Annotated in this window: 20 protein-coding genes; 11 read left to right on the forward strand and 9 right to left on the reverse strand. The window is 68.2% G+C overall.

What is annotated here, in order from left to right:
• Window positions 1-40: 40 nt before the first annotated feature.
• Window positions 41-2,011, forward strand: coding sequence for a hypothetical protein (locus ACMGFE_RS16365; protein WP_436926298.1), 1,971 nt, complete (start codon window positions 41-43; stop codon window positions 2,009-2,011).
• Window positions 2,012-2,074: 63 nt separating this feature from the next.
• Here the strand turns inward: ACMGFE_RS16365 and ACMGFE_RS16370 are convergent, their stop codons facing one another.
• The 3 genes from ACMGFE_RS16370 to ACMGFE_RS16380 form a co-directional block, all read right to left on the reverse strand.
• Window positions 2,075-2,944: a CheF family chemotaxis protein gene (locus ACMGFE_RS16370; RefSeq protein ID WP_436926299.1), complete on the reverse strand. Its 870-nt coding sequence runs from the start codon at window positions 2,942-2,944 to the stop codon at window positions 2,075-2,077.
• Window positions 2,945-3,038: 94 nt separating this feature from the next.
• Window positions 3,039-3,476 carry a type II toxin-antitoxin system VapC family toxin gene (locus ACMGFE_RS16375; protein ID WP_436926300.1) on the reverse strand — a complete coding sequence of 146 codons (438 nt, stop codon included), beginning with the start codon at window positions 3,474-3,476 and terminating at the stop codon, window positions 3,039-3,041.
• The gene (locus ACMGFE_RS16380; RefSeq protein WP_436926301.1) at window positions 3,476-3,748 is read right to left on the reverse strand and encodes an AbrB/MazE/SpoVT family DNA-binding domain-containing protein; all 273 of its coding nucleotides are present in this window, start codon (window positions 3,746-3,748) and stop codon (window positions 3,476-3,478) included. Before ACMGFE_RS16380 ends, ACMGFE_RS16375 begins: the two co-directional genes overlap by 1 nt.
• Before the next feature lie 196 nt (window positions 3,749-3,944).
• Between ACMGFE_RS16380 and ACMGFE_RS16385 the strand changes: the two genes are divergently transcribed.
• The gene (locus ACMGFE_RS16385) at window positions 3,945-4,199 is read left to right on the forward strand and encodes a hypothetical protein (RefSeq protein WP_436926302.1); all 255 of its coding nucleotides are present in this window, start codon (window positions 3,945-3,947) and stop codon (window positions 4,197-4,199) included.
• A gap of 139 nt (window positions 4,200-4,338) precedes the next feature.
• Here ACMGFE_RS16385 and ACMGFE_RS16390 read toward each other — a convergent pair whose 3' ends face one another.
• Window positions 4,339-5,187 (reverse strand): undecaprenyl-diphosphate phosphatase, encoded by an 849-nt coding sequence (locus tag ACMGFE_RS16390; RefSeq protein WP_436926303.1) that lies wholly within the window; start codon window positions 5,185-5,187, stop codon window positions 4,339-4,341.
• Window positions 5,188-5,324: 137 nt separating this feature from the next.
• On the opposite strand from ACMGFE_RS16390, the gene ACMGFE_RS16395 reads away from it, so the two are divergent.
• The 5 genes from ACMGFE_RS16395 to ACMGFE_RS16415 all read left to right on the forward strand — a co-directional run bounded on the left by ACMGFE_RS16395 (window position 5,325) and on the right by ACMGFE_RS16415 (window position 10,526).
• Complete coding sequence (locus tag ACMGFE_RS16395; protein ID WP_436926304.1) at window positions 5,325-6,455, forward strand: mechanosensitive ion channel family protein; 1,131 nt, start codon at window positions 5,325-5,327, stop codon at window positions 6,453-6,455.
• A 71-nt stretch (window positions 6,456-6,526) separates the two neighbouring features.
• On the forward strand, window positions 6,527-7,885 hold the full coding sequence (locus ACMGFE_RS16400) for a tRNA pseudouridine(54/55) synthase Pus10 (RefSeq protein WP_436926305.1): 1,359 nt from the start codon (window positions 6,527-6,529) through the stop codon (window positions 7,883-7,885).
• A gap of 67 nt (window positions 7,886-7,952) precedes the next feature.
• On the forward strand, window positions 7,953-8,969 hold the full coding sequence (locus ACMGFE_RS16405; protein ID WP_436926306.1) for a GDSL-type esterase/lipase family protein: 1,017 nt from the start codon (window positions 7,953-7,955) through the stop codon (window positions 8,967-8,969).
• Between the two features lie 205 nt (window positions 8,970-9,174).
• Window positions 9,175-9,933 carry a ribonuclease HII gene (gene rnhB, locus ACMGFE_RS16410; protein ID WP_436926307.1) on the forward strand — a complete coding sequence of 253 codons (759 nt, stop codon included), beginning with the start codon at window positions 9,175-9,177 and terminating at the stop codon, window positions 9,931-9,933.
• Between the two features lie 266 nt (window positions 9,934-10,199).
• The gene (locus ACMGFE_RS16415) at window positions 10,200-10,526 is read left to right on the forward strand and encodes a DUF5783 family protein (protein ID WP_436926308.1); all 327 of its coding nucleotides are present in this window, start codon (window positions 10,200-10,202) and stop codon (window positions 10,524-10,526) included.
• A gap of 39 nt (window positions 10,527-10,565) precedes the next feature.
• Here ACMGFE_RS16415 and cutA read toward each other — a convergent pair whose 3' ends face one another.
• The 3 genes from cutA to secF form a co-directional block, all read right to left on the reverse strand.
• On the reverse strand, window positions 10,566-10,874 hold the full coding sequence (gene cutA / locus ACMGFE_RS16420) for a divalent-cation tolerance protein CutA (RefSeq protein ID WP_436926309.1): 309 nt from the start codon (window positions 10,872-10,874) through the stop codon (window positions 10,566-10,568).
• Window positions 10,875-10,967: 93 nt separating this feature from the next.
• Complete coding sequence (locus ACMGFE_RS16425; protein ID WP_436926310.1) at window positions 10,968-12,563, reverse strand: preprotein translocase subunit SecD; 1,596 nt, start codon at window positions 12,561-12,563, stop codon at window positions 10,968-10,970.
• Window positions 12,560-13,417, reverse strand: coding sequence for a protein translocase subunit SecF (gene secF, locus ACMGFE_RS16430; protein ID WP_436926311.1), 858 nt, complete (start codon window positions 13,415-13,417; stop codon window positions 12,560-12,562). Before secF ends, ACMGFE_RS16425 begins: the two co-directional genes overlap by 4 nt.
• 277 nt (window positions 13,418-13,694) lie before the next feature.
• On the opposite strand from secF, the gene pan2 reads away from it, so the two are divergent.
• From pan2 to ACMGFE_RS16450, 4 genes are all read left to right on the forward strand, one after another.
• Window positions 13,695-14,915, forward strand: a complete 1,221-nt coding sequence (pan2, locus tag ACMGFE_RS16435) for a proteasome-activating nucleotidase Pan2 (protein ID WP_436926312.1) — start codon at window positions 13,695-13,697, stop codon at window positions 14,913-14,915.
• Between the two features lie 316 nt (window positions 14,916-15,231).
• Window positions 15,232-16,131, forward strand: a complete 900-nt coding sequence (locus ACMGFE_RS16440; protein ID WP_436926313.1) for an NAD+ synthase — start codon at window positions 15,232-15,234, stop codon at window positions 16,129-16,131.
• Window positions 16,132-16,186: 55 nt separating this feature from the next.
• The gene (locus ACMGFE_RS16445; RefSeq protein ID WP_436926314.1) at window positions 16,187-16,672 is read left to right on the forward strand and encodes a pyruvoyl-dependent arginine decarboxylase; all 486 of its coding nucleotides are present in this window, start codon (window positions 16,187-16,189) and stop codon (window positions 16,670-16,672) included.
• 119 nt (window positions 16,673-16,791) lie between these two features.
• On the forward strand, window positions 16,792-17,145 hold the full coding sequence (locus ACMGFE_RS16450; RefSeq protein ID WP_436926315.1) for a DUF5811 family protein: 354 nt from the start codon (window positions 16,792-16,794) through the stop codon (window positions 17,143-17,145).
• A 27-nt stretch (window positions 17,146-17,172) separates the two neighbouring features.
• Here the strand turns inward: ACMGFE_RS16450 and ACMGFE_RS16455 are convergent, their stop codons facing one another.
• On the reverse strand, window positions 17,173-17,388 hold the full coding sequence (locus ACMGFE_RS16455) for a DUF8015 family protein (protein ID WP_436926316.1): 216 nt from the start codon (window positions 17,386-17,388) through the stop codon (window positions 17,173-17,175).
• A 78-nt stretch (window positions 17,389-17,466) separates the two neighbouring features.
• Window positions 17,467-19,281, reverse strand: a complete 1,815-nt coding sequence (gene infB / locus ACMGFE_RS16460) for a translation initiation factor IF-2 (RefSeq protein WP_436926317.1) — start codon at window positions 19,279-19,281, stop codon at window positions 17,467-17,469.
• Window positions 19,282-19,414: the final 133 nt, after the last annotated feature.

Raw genomic sequence — 19,414 nt, forward strand, 5'->3', positions numbered from 1 at the left:
CGAACGACACGCGACCGCACCACGACACCCGAATTCAGCAATGAGCAATTCACAGAACGACGCGACAGCTCACGATCAGAACGGAGCGGACAACCACTCGCTCGAACGGTTCGAGCGCAACCGGTTTTTCAACGGGAAGCTGATGACGGCCCGCGACATGCTGGCCGAGCAGGAGTATCACGCGGACCGCCTCGAGACGCTCACCGCGCAGGTGACCGGCTGGGGAATCGTCTGCGGACTGGGAACGCGGATCGAGCCCAGTGAGGACCCGGATGCGCCGCCGCGGGCCGTCGTCGAGGCCGGCATCGCCATCGACCGGGCGGGCCGACAGATCGTCGTCCCGGAGCGAGACAGCGAGCCCCTACCCGAGTCCACCGACGGGACCGTCGACGAGGCGTCGGTCTTCGTGGAATACGACACCTGCCTCACGGAGTCGGTGCCGGCTCACGGGTCGGAGGACGCCTGCAAGGAGCAGTGCGACTACAACCGGACGGTCGAGACCTACGAGATCGTCACGAATCGGGGCGGGCCGGCCGACGCGGCCGAACGCCAGACAGAGCAGAAGCAGTTGCCGTTCGATCGGGTCGAGTTCCCGACGAACGAGGAGGTGCAGTCCGACGTGACGACGGAGACGGGCCGTATCGCGCCAGCGAACGACGCCGCCCACCTGCCGGCGCGCTGGTACCACGAACTCGACGACGACGATTACCAGTTCCGCAGCGTCCGCTCGTGCGAGACCCCCGAGCCCGGGGCGGTGTTCCTCGGACACTTCGAGGCCGACGAGGAAGGGACCTGGCAGTCGGTCGACTACTGGGACGACGACACCGAGCCGCGCCCGTACGTCTACACGAACGACATGCTCTACACCGGGCTGCTCGACCACGCGACGGACTTCGAGAACCCCCACGAACTCGCGCTCTCCGTCTGGGACACCGACGGCGGAGCGTCGCTCGGCGTCGAAGACCGGGAGGTGCACGTCGCCGGCGCGGGCGGGACGAGCGTCGACGTCGACGGGAGCACGCTGACGATATCCGGCGGCGGGACGGAGGGCCTGGACCCGCTCGTCTACTACCTCGAGGAGTCCAAACTCCGCCGCGACGCCCTCAGGAAGGTCGCCTGCGCGTTCGAGGAGCTTCGTTCGCAGTTCGAATACGTCAGGAGCGGCCCGCAGACCGGACGACCGGCGCTCCTCGCCGACGCCATCGCGACCGTGACCCGGGACGGGCTCGACGACGACGACAGCGGCGATTTCGACGAGGTCTACGACGTGCCGGAGCGGTTCACGGAGTTCGTCGCCGAGCAGCTCACCGACGCGTTCGAGGCCTTCGGCGCGTCGCTCCCGGAGTTCGTCGGCGGCAGGGAGGAGTTCAAGGAGGCCGGGTCGACGCTCGAGACGATCGCCGACTCGGTCCTCGACGACGAGATCTCCCACGAGGACTCGAACGTCGTCGCCGTCGAACTGTGTCGGCTGGCGGAGGTCGCGTCGTGTCTCTCGGGGTGTTGCGTCGAGTTCGGGCAGTTCGACGACTACACGCCCGTGACGTCGCCCCTGTCGCTGAAGGACGTCGTCGTCGACCCGAAACTGATCGAGCTGCCGATGCTCTGGGACTACGTCCCGGTCGTCGTCCCCATCGACCACGAGGTCGGCAAGGTCCTCGAGTTCCTGGACGACGGCCTCCGCATCGAACTGCCGCCGACCGACGCGGTCGCGGTGACGGTCCGCAGCGGCGAGGGATTCGAGCTGAGCGCGTTCACCGAGCGGGGGAACCATGTCGGTACCGACGGCGGCGACGCGACCGACGGGAGCACGGCGACGCTCGAGGTCTCGACGGAAGCGGGCGAGGAACCGATCACGTACCTCGACCTCAGGTTCGAGTCCGGCGAGGATCCCATCGACGCCCCGGGCCTCGTCAGAGACGAGACCATGGGCCGGTTGAACGACGAGCAACGCAGGAGGCTCGAACAGAGCGAGACCGAGACCGGGCAACTGGTCTCCGTCTGCCACCGGTGACTGCGGACCGGCGACGGTTCGCACGGTGTGGTGCGGGCCGACGGTGTCAGCGGGATCTCCCGGTCACTGCTCGCTCATCGCTTCGCTCGCGAGGTTGCGCCCGTGGGCGTTCAGCGACACCTCGGTTCGGACGCGGACCTCGTCGACGGCGTCCATCTCCAGCAGTTTCTGGTAAATTTCCTCGACCTCGTCGACGCTGATGCCGACGAAGTCGGCCATCTCGAACGGGGAGACGCCCGAGTACAGCGCCATCAGGACCTGGTTCTCGACGTCGGAGAGTTCGTACTCCTCGCTCTGGCGGTCCGAGACGACGGCCTCGAAGAGGTGGGCGAGGGCGTTACAGTGGGCCTCGGTGCCCGAGAAGTGCGTCTCGACGCTGCGGCCCTCCTCGTCGGTGTGTTCGAGCTGGACCACCCGGCGCTGGGTTCCCATGACCCCCTGGCTCGCCGTCTCGACTGTCCCGACGTCGTCGACGGCGAACGAGGTCGTCCGCCCGCCGGGGAGCGCGAGTTTGACCTCGTCGTCGGCGAAGCGAAAGCGGGCCTTCGACCACTCGGTGTCCTGGACGACCCCGCCCACCACCGCCGGGTGTTTGACGAGGATGACCTCGGTGTCGAGCGCGGCGCGGCAGTACTCCCGATCGAACGCCTCCACGTCGGGCGCGTCGACGAGGAGGACGTGATCGCCGGCGCGGACGGCCGTCGCGCCGTCGGCCGGGAACCCCTCGGGGACCACGCCGTCGACGTCGTCGACGAGTTCGAGCGCGCTGTGTGGGAACGACTTGTTGCCGTCGGCCTCGGCGAGGACGAGGCGCTTGCTCGTGAGGACCAGCCGCGATGAGCGCCAGCGCGGCTCTTCGACCGGCTGCCCGTCCCGGACGACGAACGCGTAGTCCCCGGACGTGTCCACGAGTTTGGCTTCGTCCCCGCTCATTCCGTGACTACCGGACGTTGACGGCGCGATGTATATAAATTCGTCTGGGCGAGACAGCGGCGACAGTCAGATCGACTGCCGAGCGCCGGGGGACTCACCGTCCATCGAAGGGATTTTCGGCCGTTTCCAGCCGTGTGATACCGTCGACCGCATCGAAATCGTCGTCGAAGGAGTAGAGGTACTCGACATCCGTCCGCTCCATGTGCGCGGCGATGGTCGCGTCGCCGAACGCGAGTCCGTCGAACGTTTCGAACAGTTCGACCGCCCGATGGAAGTCGGTCTGTGCGGAGTGTATCAGTTCGAACCCCGCGGACTCCGAAAGGCGGTGCCGGAGATCGACGGCGATGTCGTGACGCTGGCGTTCGTGAATCCAGTTCAACGTCTCCAGCAACACGTAGTTCGTCACTCTCGCCGTCGGCAGGTCGCCCCGATCGACTGCGCGAACGATGGCTTCGGCCCGTTCGTGGCGGTTTCCCGCTCCCGTATCCTTGTAATCGATCAAAACGTTCGAATCGATAACTGCGATCGCCATCAGACGTTCTCCGAAAACGCGGAGTCCCGTTCGTTCCCGGCGAGATCGTGCGTCCCGTCGCTGTCTCCGCCGAGATCGGCCTTCAGATCGTCGTCTTCGAACGCACCGTATCGCTGGCGGACTACTTCCACAACGAGTCGCCCCGCTTCGTCGACGTTCCACCGTAGTTTGTCGCCGGCCTGGATGTCGAGCCGGCGACGCAGCGATGCCGGAATCGTGATCACCCCCCGGTCGCTGACTTTCGTCTCCTCCGGAGTCTCGTCCGTCGCCATACCTGTCGATACAGTCGGTCGCCCGATACATGTTTCGCTACATGTGCTCGAAGCGAGCGCGAATTCCTGCCCCTATCCACCGGTTCGAACTCGGAAACTGACAGCTCTGTTACCGGACTGCGTTTCAGTATTTCGCCCTACAGAAATGTATTTCAGATTATGCTTATGGGGGAACGGCTCCTACGATCAGATAGAGATGAGACAGCATTCACGCGGTTCGGCTGCGGTATCGGCTCCCCTCGCGTCCTACGGCCTCGGCCAGCTCGTCGCGGCGAGTCTGGTCGCAATGGTCGTGACGGTCGCGCTGGTCGCGCTCGTCGCTCGACCGGAACTGGTCGTCGGCCTCGCGGTCGTCGCGCTCGCCGTTCGAGCGCGGCGGGTCGTCACGGTCCCGCTCTCGCGGCGGGCCCACGAGCGACTGGCCGTCGAGCACCGCCCGTCGGCGAAGTGACGGGGGCGGAACGACGGGACGAAGAACGAACTGACGCGGACGAACTGACGCGGACGAACTGACGCGGTCCCCCTGATCGACGATTCGGCTCTCCACACGCCTTCGCCGCCGACGCTGCTTCCGTTCGGCGTCGGCGGAGTTACGCGATCCCGATCCACCCGTTTTCGACGGCGACGAGCATCCCGCCACCGAGTATCGCGAGCGCGCCGAACCCGACGCAGACGCCCCAGAAGGCGACGCGGCGGACGAGCGCGACCAGCGCGCCCACGGTGACGTAGCCGACGACGGCGCTGACGCCGAGCGCGAGCACCGCCTGCGGGACCGGGATCGTCGGCACACCGTCGTCGAGGACGACGAGCAGGCCCGCGCCAAGCGAGGCCGGGATGGAGAGGAGGAAAGACAGTTGCAGCGCGCGCTCGCCCTCGTGACCGCGGAGGAGGAGCGCGCTCACGGTCGTCCCCGACCGTGAGACGCCCGGGAGGAGCGCGAGGCCCTGGCAGACGCCGACCACCACGGCGTCGACGGCGTCGGGCGTGTCGCGCTCGCCGAGACCCCAGCGGTCGGCCGCGCGCTGGACGACCCCCGTTCCGACGAGGAGGACGCCCACGGCGGCGACGAACGCGCCGCCCGCGAGTTCCGTCGCGACCTCCGAGAGCGCGGCGTAGAGGGAGAGCCCGACGACGCCCGAGACGAGCGACGCGACGCCGTAGAACGTCAGGTCGGCCCGGTCGGCGCCGAACGCGTCGCGTGGTCGCCAGGAGGGGGCCGCTTTCGCGAGAGCGAACGCGTCGTCGCGGTAGAACGCGAGCGCGGCGACGGCCGTCCCCCCGTGGAGAAAGAGGGCGAAGCGAGTGGCGTCGAACGCCGTTTCGCCGGTCGCGAGCGCGACGACGAGCGCGACGCCGCCCTCGCTCGACACCGGCAGCCACTCCAGCACGCCCTGCACGAGGCCGACCAGCAGCGCCAGCAGCGTCGCCTGCGTGTCCATGGAAGTGAGGGGAGCGCTCCGCGATAAAGGGTATTCGGATCGGACCGAGACCGACTCGACCGCGCCCACGCCGTTCGCTGAATCGCGTTGCGCGGGTAGACGGCACGTTTATCGCCACTACCCGAGTACTGTCCGGAATGCAATCAAAGCTCGCTACCGACCTCTGGGCGGCGGTGCTGGCGCTCCCGCGCTGGCAGGGCCTCCTCGTCGTGGTCGGTGGGTCCCTGCTCTCGGCGTGGCTCGTCCGGGTCGGCGGCGACGTCGCGATCAAGCGGCTCACCCGGCGGATCCCTGGCGACGTCGACGCAGTGATCTTCCGGAGCGTCCACCCCGCCGTGTACGTCACGGTGGTCCTCGTCGGGGGCTACCTCGGGATACGACTCCTCGTCGACGTGCCCGCGTGGATCGACCCCTCGAAAGCGGGGATGCTGACGCTGGTCACCGTCGTCTGGGCGGTCCAGCTCGCGCGGATGGGCGGGGGCGTGTCGAACGAACTGACGAGCGACGACACGGTCGGCAACCAGATGGTCCCCATCTTCCAGAACGTCTGGACGGCGTTGCTGCTGGGCGCCTCGGCGTTCCTCGTCCTCTGGTACTGGCGGGTGAACGTGACACCGCTGTTGGCGTCGGCGGGGGTGCTCGGCATCGTCATCGGTCTCGCCGCCCGGGACACCATCGCCAACCTCTTCGGGTCGATCGCGCTGTACGCCGACGGGACCTACAAGGTGGGCGACTTCGTCGTCCTCGAATCCGGCGAGCGCGGCCGCGTCGAGGACATCTCCATCCGCTCGACGGTCCTGCGGACGCGCGACGACCTGCTGGTGACCGTCCCCAACGCCGTGCTCAACACCGCCACGATCACCAACGAGTCCTCGCCCGAGCGCGAGCGCCGAGTCCGCGTGTCCGTCGGCGTCGCCTACGGGACCGACGTCGACCACGTCGAGGAGACGCTGCACGCGGTCGCCGCCGCCGAGGACGTGGTGCTGGACGAACCCGAACCGCGCGTCCGGTTCCGCGGGTTCGGCGAGTCCGCGCTCGACGTCGAGTTGCTCTGCTGGATTCCCGCGCCCGTCCTGCGCGGCCGCGCGACCCACCGTCTGAACAAGGCCGTCTACCGGGCGTTCCTCGACGAAGGCATCGAGATCCCGTTCCCCCAGCGGGTGGTGACGATGAACGGCGCGTCCGACGGCGGACTGCGATCGGTCGACCAACGGTCAACCGACGGGACACCGATGGACGCTGCGACCGACGGCGGACCGACGGGCTGACTCCACCCGGACGTGACCCGCGCCGCGACGCTTCGAAAGGGAATTACGGCCCCGTCGCCCACTGACTGCCAATGACCGACGACGTTCTCGACCTGGCTCGACGGGCCGTCGAGACGGGGCCGCTCTGTGACCCCTGTCTCGGCCGGCTCGTCGCCGAGCGGAGCTTCGGCCTCACGAATCGCGAGCGCGGCCGGAGCCTCCGGGTCGCCGTCGCGCTCGCCGACGACCGCCCCGTCGCCGACCTCGAACCCGACGAGCCGTGCTGGGTCTGCGAGGGCGAGTCGGACGAGGAGCGAGTCCGGGAGTGGGCCGAGCGCGCCGCCTACGCCGTCCGGGACTACGACTTCGAGACCTTCCAGGTCGGGACGCGCGTCCCGCCGCTGTTCGAGGAGAACGACACGCTGCTGCGCGACGATCTGGGACTCGACGACGACGCCGGCGAGGCGCTCAAGACCGAACTCAACCGCGAGGTAGGGAAGCGATTCGGCCGCGAGACCGACACCGAGGTGGAGTTCCAGCGCCCCGACGTGCAGGTCACGCTGAACCTCGGCGACGACACCGTCGACGCGCAGGTCAACTCCGCGTTCGTCTACGGCCGTTACCGGAAACTCGAACGGGACATCCCGCAGACGAAGTGGCCCTGTTCGGACTGCAACGGCACCGGCCTCAACCGCGGGGAGATCTGCGAGGGCTGTGACGGCTCGGGCTACCGCTACGACGAGAGCGTCGAGCAGCTCACCGCGCCCGTCGTCGAGGAAGCGATGGACGGGGAGTCGGCGACCTTCCACGGCGCCGGCCGCGAGGACGTCGACGCGCTGATGCTCGAAGGCGGGCGCCCGTTCGTCATCGAGATCGAAGAGCCCCGCGAGCGGACGGTCGACGCCGCCGCGCTCCAGCCCGAGATCAACGACTTCGCCGACGGCAAGGTCGAGGTGCTCGACCTCCGCCAGGCGACCTACGAGATGGTCGAGCGCGTCAAGGAACTCGACGCCAGCAAGACCTACCGGATGGACGTCGAGTTCGAGGACGACGTGGATGCCGACGCCTTCGCCGCGGCGCTGGACGAACTGGAGGGCACGACCGTCGAACAGCGGACGCCCCAGCGCGTCGACCACCGGCGCGCCGACATCGAACGGACCCGCGACGTGTACGAGATCGAGGGCGAACTGGCCGACGAGCGCCACGCGACCGTGGAACTCCACGGCGAGGGCGGCCTCTACGTGAAGGAACTCGTCTCCAGCGACGAGGGGCGCACGGAGCCGAGCCTGGCCGGCCTGCTCGGCGTCGACGCCGAAGTGACGGCGCTGGACGTGCTCGACGTGCAGGGCGAGGACGAACCGTTCGCGAAGGCGGAGTTCTTCCGCGACAGTCCGGCAGGGGCCGACGACGGGGCGGACGACGGCGAGGCCGCGGACGCGGACGGCGACTGACCGACCAAGCGGCCGAAGCCACCGCCACCGACGGAGCCAAGAGGGACGGTGCGAGTTGTGGGAGCGAATGCCGACGATCGACGACTACCCCTCGGTCTCGCTGCACAACGTCGCGGAGACGGTTCCCGCCGACTGGACGGACGACGGCGATCGCCTGCACCGCCTTCCGGCCGATGTCGCCGCGCAGCTGAACGAGATGGCCGACGGCCGCGTCCGTGAGCCCTCCGGGAGCGAGCTCCGGTTCGTACCCGAGACCGACGACGCGGAGATCGAAGTGACGCTCTCGGCCGAGGAGGCGGGCCAGTTCCGCGTGTTCTGGGGGCCGTTCCAGCCCTGGAAGCCCACGGACATCGGGCCGGAGCCCGAGACGTACACGCTCGCGGTGCCCGAGCGGGTCCGGAAGCTCGACACCGAGGTGGACAGCCGGTTCGACCCGCGCGTCTGCCGCATTCTCTTCGAGCGCACGCCGGCGGTCGCCGTCCACGACGTGACGGGCGACTGCCGCCCGCCCGGACCCGAGGAACTGCCCGACACGCGGTACCTCGCCTACGGCACGTCGATCACCGAGGGCGCCGCGTCGTCGGCGACGCACCTGAACTACGTCTCGCGGACCGCCCGCGCGCTGGGGTGGGACGCGCTGAACTTCGGCTGTTCCGGGTCGGCGTACGCCGACCTGCCGATGGCGGAGTACGTCACCGACCGCGACGACTGGGACGTGGCCACGCTCGCGCTGTCGATCAACATGGCCAACCAGGACTTCTCGGTCGCGGCGTTCGAGGAGCGCGCCGAGGCGTTCGTCCGGACAATCGTCGACGCCCACCCGGACAAACCGATCGCCTGCATCACGCTGTTCCCGTTCTACCCGGACGTGATCGAGGGCGGCGACGCCGAACGCGCCGAGGCGTTCCGCGCGGCGGTCCGGGAGATCGTCGCCGAAACCGACCACCCGGATATATTCGTGATCGAGGGCACCGACCTGACGGACGTGTCGGGGTACTCCGCGGACATCCTCCACCCGGGCGACGCCGGGATGGAAGCCATCGGACGCAACCTGGCCCGACACCTCGACGAGCGGATCGAGTGACGGCACCGGCCGACTGCGGCGGCCATCGGACCGCGCGAGAGGCGCGGTCGCCCGCGTTTCCGTCGCTGTGACTCGGCCGACGGCGCCCCGCGGCCGGTCCCGTCGCGGAAAACGGCCACTAGCGGCCCGGAGGCGGCAGACGCGTGTCAGACGGTCGGCGTCTCGACCGCGACAGCTTAAATACCAGCAGGCACAAGGCGCCGCCATGCACGAGTTCGGCGTCGACGAGGCCGGCAAGGGGCCGGTGTTGGGCTCGATGTTCGCGGCGGCGGTCGCCGTCGACCCGGCCGACCTGCCCGACGACGTCGGCGACTCGAAGGGGATCGCCCCCGCCCGCCGCGAGGAACTCGCCGCGACCATCCGCGAGGTCGGCGCCGTCGGCGTCGCCGAGATCTCCGTCGACCGCATCGACGACGACGAGACGGACATGAACTCGCTGACCGTCGCCGCCCACGCCGAGGCCATCGAGAGACTCGTCGACGCGGCCGACGAGTCTCCCGATCCCGACGACCCCCACTCGGGGTACGTCGACGCCTGTGACACGAACGCCGTCCGCTTCGAGCGCCGAGTCGAGGACGGCACCGACGCCGCGGTCGACCTGCGGGCCGAGCACGACGCCGACGAGACCTATCCCGTCGTCGGCGCGGCGAGCATCGTCGCGAAGGTGGCCCGCGACGCCCACGTCGACGCGCTCGCCGACCGCTACGGCGCCGTCGGCAGCGGCTATCCCGGCGACGGGACGACCCGCGACTTCCTCGAATCCTACGTCGCCGACCACGACGCCCTCCCGCCGTGTGCCCGCGAGTCCTGGAAGACCAGCCAGGACGTGCTCGCGGCCGCCTCCCAGTCCTCGCTCGGCGAGTTCCAGCCCGACGGTGGCCGCGTCGGCGGCGACGCGAGCGGCGAAACCGAAGTGCGCTCGGACGGCGGCAGCCACGAGCGGACGACGCTCGACGATTTCTAAACCATCTTTTTCCCGACCGGGTTTCCGCAGCGAGCGGAGCGAGCGAGGAAACCCGGTCGGCAAAAACATGGTCTTGCCGAGCGGAGCGAGGCAAGGCTCGGAAGTCGCAGTCCGCGCAGTGAGCGAAGCGAACGAGCAGAACCGTCTTCCGGTGGTGAAAAAGGCCGCTCGCGCTTCGCGCGAGCGGAGAACCGGGCCTCGCTTCGCTCGGCCCGGATACTCAAGACAACGAAGTCGTTTACCGGCGCGCAGTCGTGTTTCGGACTATGACCGCTTTCGACCCGGAGAAGTTCGAAGACAAGTACGTCCACTACATGGACGAACTCCAGACGGCGTACAGGAACGCGTACCAGCACTTCCACGGCCGGTACGACTCGACGCTGCTCAAGGCGATCGACCGCCAGGTGCTCGACGGGAGCGAACCGTTCTACGAGGGGGACGGCGAGTTCCGGGTCGAACTCCCCGAGAACCCGCGTGAACGCGCAGGGGACCTCCCCGTCGACGACGAGACGTTCGACGCGGTTCTCCAGGAGTTCGTCGACCGGATCGAACTCGAACTGCGGCGCGTCTTCGAGTTCGACGACGCCGAATAGGTAGGGACCGAACAGAGCGGGCGGAGTCGGGGCCGTTCGTCACCTGGTCTGGTCCTCGATCCACGCCAGGTACTCGTCTCTCGCATCGATTTCGGTGTGCGTGACGCCGGGCAACTCGTCGGGGTGGTCCCCGTCGACGAGTTCGTACAGCAGGTCCAGCTGATCGGACGTCGTGAAGGCCGTGATCGTCCAGTAGCGCTGTTCGTTCACCTCGCCGTCCCACCAGTAGTGGCTCGTGCCCGAGGACGTCCGTGTCCCCGCGGCGATCCGCTCTTCGACGAGTACCCGAGACAGTTGGTGCGCGGCCGTCTCGTCCGGGACGCCGATTCGAACGGCGAGATAGGACATGGACGCTCAGTCGTCGCTACGGGAAAAATACCTGGCGGGCCGTCTCTCTTCGGCGCGAGTGGATAGAAACGATGGCGAAACGGGGGCGAACCGTTAGTCTCGCTGTTGCTCGCTCAGCATCAGGTTCCGCAGCACGTCACCGTACGCGGGACGCGTCACGAGCACGCCGATGAGGACGCCGACGATGGTGACGATGGCGAAGCCCTGCAGGTCCCCGAGCGAGAGGAAGGCGAGCGGGCTCATCGCGATGATGGTCGTCACCGCGGCGGCGCCGATGACCCAGAACGCCTTGCGGAAGCGGTTCTGGAACACCCTGCCGGTCGCGATCTCACCCTCGTTGAGGATCTCGTCGGCGATGATCAACAGGTCGTCCACACCGGTCCCGATGACTGCGATGAACCCGGCGATGTACGAGAGGTTGAGCGGGAGGCCGATAGCGGCGGCGAACCCGAGGAGCAGGTACACCTCGGCGGCGGCCGTCGCCAGCATCGGGAGCGCGACGCGCGGGTTCTTGTATCGCAGGAACACCATCCCGCTGACGGCGAGCCACGCGATCAGGCCCGTCAGCAGCGCTCGGGACTTGAACCGGTCGCCGAGGCTCTGCTGGAGGAAGAGCACGGTCCCCTCGTCGACGGCGAGTTCGGTCGGCAGCGCGCCGGCGCGCAGGTTGACCTGCAGGCTCTGGGCTTCGTCCATCGAGGTGGTCTGCATCTGGAAGGTCGGCGCCTTCTGGAACTCGCCGGACTCGATGGACTCGGCGAGACCGGGGTTCAGGTAGGCGGCGTAGACGACGTCGCCGTCGACCACGGTGTACAGGCAGTACCCCGCGTCGGAGGGTTGCGAGCGATAGCGACAGCGCTGGCTGCCGGTCGCCTCGCTCGACGTGAACCCGAGGTCGACGAGCGCCTGCGAGTAGTTCTGCGCGTCTTCCTCGGTGAGCGTCGCCGGGACGTAGGGACTACCGTTGCGGTCCGTGTCGGCGACGCCGATCTGCGAGCGTTCGAGCTGGCGGTTCGTGAGCACCGTCTCGTTGCGGTACTCGGTGCCGTTGTCGCCCTCGACCGGGTAGTGGGCGACGATGCGGACCTCGCCCTGGTCGCCGATGAGGTTCAGCACCTGCGTCGTGTTCGCGTTGGGGACGTCCACGACGACGTAGTGTTCGCCGGTGGCGGAGCGCTGGTCCGTCACGGTCCCGCCGCTCAGCCCCCCGCGGTTGATCTTCGCCTCGATCGTGTCGACGGTCTGCTGGCGCGTCTCCCCGGTGACGCCCCGTCGGAACGTCGCGTCCGCGGTGTCGAGACCCGCGGTCTGTAGGGCCGAACGGAAGCGTTCTTCGCTGACGTTCCGTTCGAGCACCTCGACCGCGTCGCCGTTACCCGTGTTCAGCCTGACGTTCACGTCGCCGCCGGTGACGTTCATCTCGGTCGCGATCGTCTCGCGGATGCTCGCCCGGTTGTTCTGGTCGATGCCGAGGTTCTCGGCGGTCGTGCCGACCAGTGGCGCGCGGATGCGCGTCCCGCCGGCGAGTTCCAGCCCGTATTTGAGGTTCGTCGGATCGGTCGACGCGCCGACCGAAGAGCTGTTGTTCGCACCGGGATCGGGGGCGGCGGCCGGGGCGAACAGGGCCGCCGTCGACGCGAGGACGAACACGACGAGCATGACGATCCGCCAGTTCGCGCGCAGGTTCATCGGCTCACCCCCTCGAACTTGTACCAGCGAAGCAGGCTCAGGTTCATCATGTAGGTGTTCATCAGGTCGACGACCAGCCCGAAGACGAGCACGATCGCCAGATCCGGGAGCAGCGGGATCCGGAACAGCGACGAGACGATGTACATCACCGTCATCGCCGCGATGGAGGTGACGGTCATCGTCACACCGGTCTGCATCGCGCGGTAGGTGCTCTCGTAGAAGCTCCCACGTCGGCGGAGGATGTGGTTGTTCAAGAGGATGTCAGAGTCGACGGAGTACCCGATAAGCATCAGGAGTGCCGCGACCGACCCCAGCGAGAGCTTGATCCCGAAGAGGTTCATCAGCGCGAGCGGGATGATGATGTCGGAGAACGCCGAGAGGACGACCGCGATGGAGGGCACGAACGAGCGGAACAGGACGAAGATGAGGATGCTCATCCCGACGAACGCGACGCCGATGCCCATGAGCGCGAGGCGCTGGGCGTCGGCGCCGAAGCTCGCCGACCGCGTCTGTATCGAGACGATCTCGTAGCCGGCCGACTCCACCTGCGAGCGGATGGTATCCGTGTCGGTCGACTGCGTGGTGACGATGTACTCGTTCGACCCCGCGACCGGCTGGACGCCGTCGGTCTCGAACTCGAGCGCCTGTCTGACCTCCGTCTGTGACGCGTCGGTCGCTATCTGAACCTCGGTCCCCCCGGTGAACTCGATACCCGGTGTGACCGGTGCCCCGGTCGTCAGGTACCACCCCGCGAGGACCAGCAACGCCAGTGCCAGCAGCGCGAGCGGAACGGCCGCGAGCTGGCGGTTTGAGTACCGGTCGTACTCCGGTTCCGGTACTACGAACTCGACCATGCCGGTGGGTGTGCGACGCCCGCCGATAAGCCTTCTCCATTCCGTCTCGGCGCCCCCGTCGACGGCGTCCGACCGCTGCGACGGAACGCCCGACCGCGCTCGCTGGACGGAACGCTCTCCCGCATCCGCCGGGACGGAACGCCCGGGCCCGCCCTCACGCTCTCGCGACCTCGAACGCGTCGCTGGCGCCCCCGCGACCGCGGGATGTCTCTGGGATCGACCGACCGTCGACACCCAAAGGCACTTTTTCTTTCGCTTGTTACCACCCACTAACCCGATGTCACGCAGTCCCTCTCTCCCCGAGCGACCCCGGCTGGAACTCGACCCCGACATGTCTCCGTCGGAGCGGCTGGGGGCCCTGCAAGAGCACTACCGACAGCTGGTTCGGGTCAACAGCGAACTCGAAGCCCAGCTGGAGAGCGCACGCGACCGCCGCGAGGCGCTCACCGAGGAGGTCGACGAGCTCGAGCGCGAGAACGAGACGCTCAAGACCTCCTCGCTGTACGTCGCCACCGCCGAGGAGATCACCGACGACGGCGTCGTCGTCAAACAGCACGGCAACAACCAGGAGGTCCTCACCGAGTTGCCCACCCAGCTCCGCGAGGCGCTCGAGGCCGGCGACCGCGTCGCCATCAACGATTCGTTCTCTATCCAGTCCCAGCTCGAAACCGAGACCGACGCCCGCGCGCAGGCGATGGAAGTCGACGAGTCGCCCGAGGTGACCTACGACGACATCGGCGGCCTCGAGGAGCAGATCCAGGAGGTCCGCGAAGCCGTCGAGGAACCGCTGATCAACGCCGAGCAGTTCGACGAGGTCGGCATCGACCCGCCGAGCGGCGTCCTGCTCCACGGCCCGCCCGGCACCGGCAAGACGATGCTCGCCCGCGCCGTCGCCAACGAGACCGACGCCACGTTCATCAAGATGGCCGGCTCCGAGCTCGTCCGCAAGTTCATCGGCGAGGGCTCGCGGCTCGTCCGCGATCTCTTCGAACTCGCCAGCGAGCGCGAACCGGCCATCATCTTCATCGACGAGATCGACGCCGTCGCCGCCAAACGAACGGAATCCAAGACCTCCGGCGACGCGGAGGTCCAGCGCACGATGATGCAACTGCTCTCGGAGATGGACGGCTTCGAGGACCGCGGCGAGATCCGCATCATCGCCGCCACCAACCGCTTCGACATGCTCGACCGGGCCATCCTCCGCCCCGGCCGCTTCGACCGCCTCATCGAAGTCCCCGAACCCGACGCCGAGGGCCGCCGCCGCATCCTCGAGATCCACACCCTGGACATGAGCCTCGCCGACGAGGTCGACTTCGAGCACCTCGCCGCTGAGACCGACGGCTTCTCCGGCGCCGAACTCGCCAGCCTCGCCACCGAGGCCGGCATGTTCGCCATCCGCGACGGCCGCACCGACGTCCGCACCGAGGACTTCGAGGACGCCCTCGAGAAGATCGAAGAGGGCGACCAGACCGAGGGTCAGCCGGTCGCTTTCTACTGAGACCATCTTTTTCGCGGACGGGTTTCCTCGGTCGCCTACGGCGACCTGCGGGAACCCGTCCGCCAAAAACATGGGTGAAAAAGGCCGCTCGCGCTCCGCGCGAGCGGTGAACCGGCTCGCTCACTCCGTTCGCTCGCCGGACGCTCGGCACCTCCGCACCGCGACTCCACCGCCCCAGCAACGCACCGCGACCCCGCTCTCCTATCTCGTCGACGCAGGCGATCACGTTCCCTCACTACCACTAGTAGTTGTTTAAGGATTAGGACTAAATGCAGGATGTTCGTCTACGTTTATCGTGATACGGTGATCGAAACCGATGTTATCTAACGACGCCGATACCGAGACGAGCAGTGAGGCGGAGCCAGGCTTTCTCACGGATCGCAGGGATCTGGAGGCGATACACGAGCAGATAGTCGGATTCGTCAAGGACACAGTGACGAAGGCGGGGGCTCGGGGGGTCGTCGTCGGTCTGAGCGGGGGGATCGACTCGACGCTGACGGCGAACCTGGCCGTACAGGCGCTCGGGAGCGAACGCGTCCTCGGGCTCGGGTTGCCGGCGCACACCGACGCGGACAACGCCCAGGAAGCGCAGACGATGGCGGAGGGACTGGGGATCGAGTTCCGGGAAGTCGACCTGCGCCCGCTGGTGGACGTGTTCGAGGACCACGTCGCGGCCGAAGTCGCACCGTCGGGCGGCCGCCGGGAGATCGGGAACGTCACCGCGCGCCTGCGAATGTGCGCGCTGTACTACGCGGCGAACGCGCGCTCGTATCTCGTCTGCGGGACGGCCAACCGCTCGGAGTTACTGCTGGGGTACTTCACGAAGTACGGCGACGGCGGTGCCGACCTCTTTCCCCTGGGTGACCTCTACAAGACCGAGGTCCGGGCGCTCGCCCAGCACGTCGGCGTCCCGCGGCGGATCATCGCCAAGGAACCCACCGCCGACCTGTGGGCGGGCCAGACCGACGCCGAGGACCTGGGCGCGCGGTACTCGGCGATCGACCCGGTCCTCCGCCGCGTCGTCGACCGGAGCGAGCGCGTCGAGGACGCCGTGGAGGCCCTCGACGTCGACCCGGAGACGGCCGAGGCGGTCGCGGAACTGTACGTCGACTCGCTCCACAAGCGCGCGGTCCCGCCCACGCCCGGCGTCGACGGCCGCGGGAAGGGCGGCGAGTCCTACCCGCTGCACCTCGCTGCGATGGCGAACGGACTCTGAGTTCGATTCGACCGGAAACGAAACCCCTTAGCGCCGGAGTCGACGAGACGGTGGTATGAGCACTATCCGGGTCGCGTGGGGGTCGGCCACCGGCCCGACCGCGATGTCGTCGTTCGACGCGGCGCTGGCCGAGGCGGGCGTCCACAACTACAATCTCGTGACGCTCTCCTCGGTCATCCCCGCCGAGGCCCGCCTCGAACGCGTCGGCACGGCGCCCGACCTCGGCCCGGCCGGGGAGGCGCTGTACGCCGTCGTGGGCCGCGAGACCCTCATTCCCGGCGTCGACGGCGAGGCCTGCGCGGGCCTGGGGTGGGTCCGCAGCGAGTCCGGCCGCGGGCTGTTCTACGAGGCCAGCGGGACCGACCCCGACGCGGTCGGCCGTGCGGTCGAGTCGGGACTCCGGCGCGGGATGGAACTTCGCGAGTGGACCTTCCACGAGGAACCGGAGGTGGTCGTCGAGTCGACGCCGGCGGCCGACGATGAGCACGCGACCGCCGTCGTGGTGGCCGCCTACGGAAGTAGCGAGCCGTTGCTCGACTGAGTAGCGAACCGCTACTGTCCCGAATAACGAGTAGCCGCGGCCAACCGCGACCGCGACCGCCGCCTACTCGACACACAGGGGTTAAGACCCTGCGACGAGTACGGGTGGGGAAGAGCTTCATGTACGGAAACACGCCGTTCGGAGACGAGGGGTTGGATCCGGAGACGCTGACGCCCGACCAGCGCCGCCAGCTGGAACGGGACCTCTCGCTCGTCGCCCAGCACACGCGAAAACTCCTCCCCGCCGAGTTCGTGGTCGGCTCGGACCTGACCGCCGGCACCGACGGTCCCGAGGCCACGGTCGCCGTCCGCCCGCCCGTCGGCCCCGTCGTCTCGGCCGGCTACACGCCCGAGGAAGCCGACGCGACCATCACCGAAGACGAACGCACCGACCTCGCCCAGGGCCTCGCGGCGAGCGCGGCGCTCCAGGTCAAACAGGCCCTCTCCGGCAGCACCAGCCCGACCGCCCGGTAACTACCTCGGCCCCGTTTTTTCGCCGTCTCAGCCCTCGCTGGCGCCGTCCGGCGGATTGTAAAAGAGCGCGTAGCCGATGGTCCCGCTGGCCGGGACGCTCCCGACGGCCAGCGCCGTTACCCACGACCACGAGAGCACCGCCCCGGCGAGCGTCGCGGCGACGAGGATCGCCGGGATCAGCGCCAGGACCGCGTCGTGGACCGACAGCATCCCTCGCGCGGCGGTCTCGTCTCGTCGAAGCACGTCTCGAACGTCGAGTGCGACGTAATTAAATATTATTACTGCAGGTGCGAGGGTGGGTCGAGGAGGGCTGTCGCGCGGTCACTTCCCCCAGAAGGGGTCGCGGTTGCGGCGCTTCTCGAGGTACATGTTCAGCGTTTCGACTTCGTCGGCGGGGATGTCCTCGGAGAGCTCCTGTTCGAGGATCTTCGCGTGTTTCTCGGGTATCTCGGTCCAGAGGTCGTCGCCCTCCTCGATCTGGCGGCCGACCGTCGGGCCGTCGATGGAGACGGCGACGCGTTCGCCCGTGCGGGCCTCGTCGACGTCCTCGCCCTCGTCCTGGATGGACTTGAGCATCCCCACGCGCTCGGGCTCGTCGCCCTCGAACTTGACGACGTGGGAGTTCCGACGGAGTGATCCGCCCCGGATCTCGACGCCGACGACAGCGGGGTCGGACTGGCGGAACGTGTGGTCGTCGAGGACGTGGAAGCGCGAGGGCCGAGTGATATTGTCGAGCACCTGGTCCTGCTGGGCGCGCTCGCGCTCCTCGACGAACTCCTCGTAGGCCTCGACTAGCCGGTAGATCACGTCGTGTTCGAAGATGCGAACGCCTTCCTGTTCGGCGAGGTCGGCGGCGTCGTCGAGGATCTCGACGCCGAACCCGAGGATGGTCCGGTGTTTCTCCTCGTTCGCGGTCTCGGCGACGCGCACGTCGCGAGGCGCGACGTCGCCGACCTCGGCGCGGACGATCGGGATCTCCTCCTCTTCGAGCGTCGAGGCCAACGCCTCCAGACTGCCGAGGGTGTCGGCCTTCACGACGACGCCTTCCTCCTGGGTTTCGACGGCGATGTCCGCGAGTTCGGCCTGTACTTCCTCGACGACCTCCTCGACGTCGCGGTCGCCGACCACGCGGATCGGCGCGCCGGCCATCGCGTCGTCGAGGTCCGGCGCGGCGATCTTGATGCCGTCGGCGGCTGCGACCGAGTCGACCTGTTCGAACTGGCCCTCGGTGCGGATCTCTTCGAGCGGGCGGGGGCGGAGCAGCGCGCGGACCTCGGTGACGATGGGGCCCTCGACGCCGCCGACGACGATCCGGTCGTCCGAGCGGATAGTGCCGTCGTAGATGATGGCGTCGACGGTCTTGCCGAAGCCCTGCGTGTCCTGCACTTCGAGGACCGTCCCGGCGGCCGGGCCGCCCACGTCGACGGCCATCTCTTCTTTCATGTAGCGCTGGGAGAGGCCCATCATGACGGTGAGCAGGTCGGGGATGCCCTCGCCGGTCTCGGCGGAGACGGGGACGACCCCGATGTTGTTCTGGAAGTCCTGGACGCGCCAGTACATGTCCGCGGAGAAGCCGTTGTCCGAGAGGTCGCCGATGAGTTCGTAGAGGTTCTCGTTGAGGTCGCGTTCGACGCGGTCGGTCTGGGCGTCGATGGTCTGCTGGGCGGGCGCGTGGGGATTCGGGTTCCATCCGGGGACGGTGTCGATCTTGTTCGCGGCGACGATGAAGGGCGTCTGCGTACGTGCGAGGATGTCCACCGCTTCGAGCGTCTGTGGCTGGAAGCCGTCGTTGACGTCGACCACGAGGATCGCGATGTCGGCGAGCGCACCCCCCCGGGAGCGCAGCGTCGAGAACGAGTGGTGACCGGGCGTGTCGATAAAGAGGAGCCCCGGCAGATCGAAGTCGGTCGGGTCGACGAGTTCCCCCGCGATCTCGGAGATGACGGAGAGCGGGACGGCCGTCGCGCCGATGTGCTGGGTGATCGCGCCGGACTCGCCCTCGGTGACCGCGGAGCCGCGGATCTCGTCGAGCAGGCTTGTCTTGCCGTGGTCGACGTGGCCGAGTACGGCGACTATCGGCGTCCGGAGGGTCTCCCCGGACGCGTCGTCGGAGTCTGTCTGTTCTGAGTCTGCCATCCTATCACCTGAGAAAGGTCGGTTGTCTTGGATCAACTCTGCGGGCGGGATAAGTGCATTCATCTCGCCGCGCGCGCCCGACGAGCGCGGCCGCGACTCGGCCGTCATCGCCGGGCTTCGGGAACCGCTCGCG

The organism is Halosimplex amylolyticum (assembly GCF_051414035.1).
Classification (GTDB): Archaea; Halobacteriota; Halobacteria; order Halobacteriales; family Haloarculaceae; genus Halosimplex; species Halosimplex amylolyticum.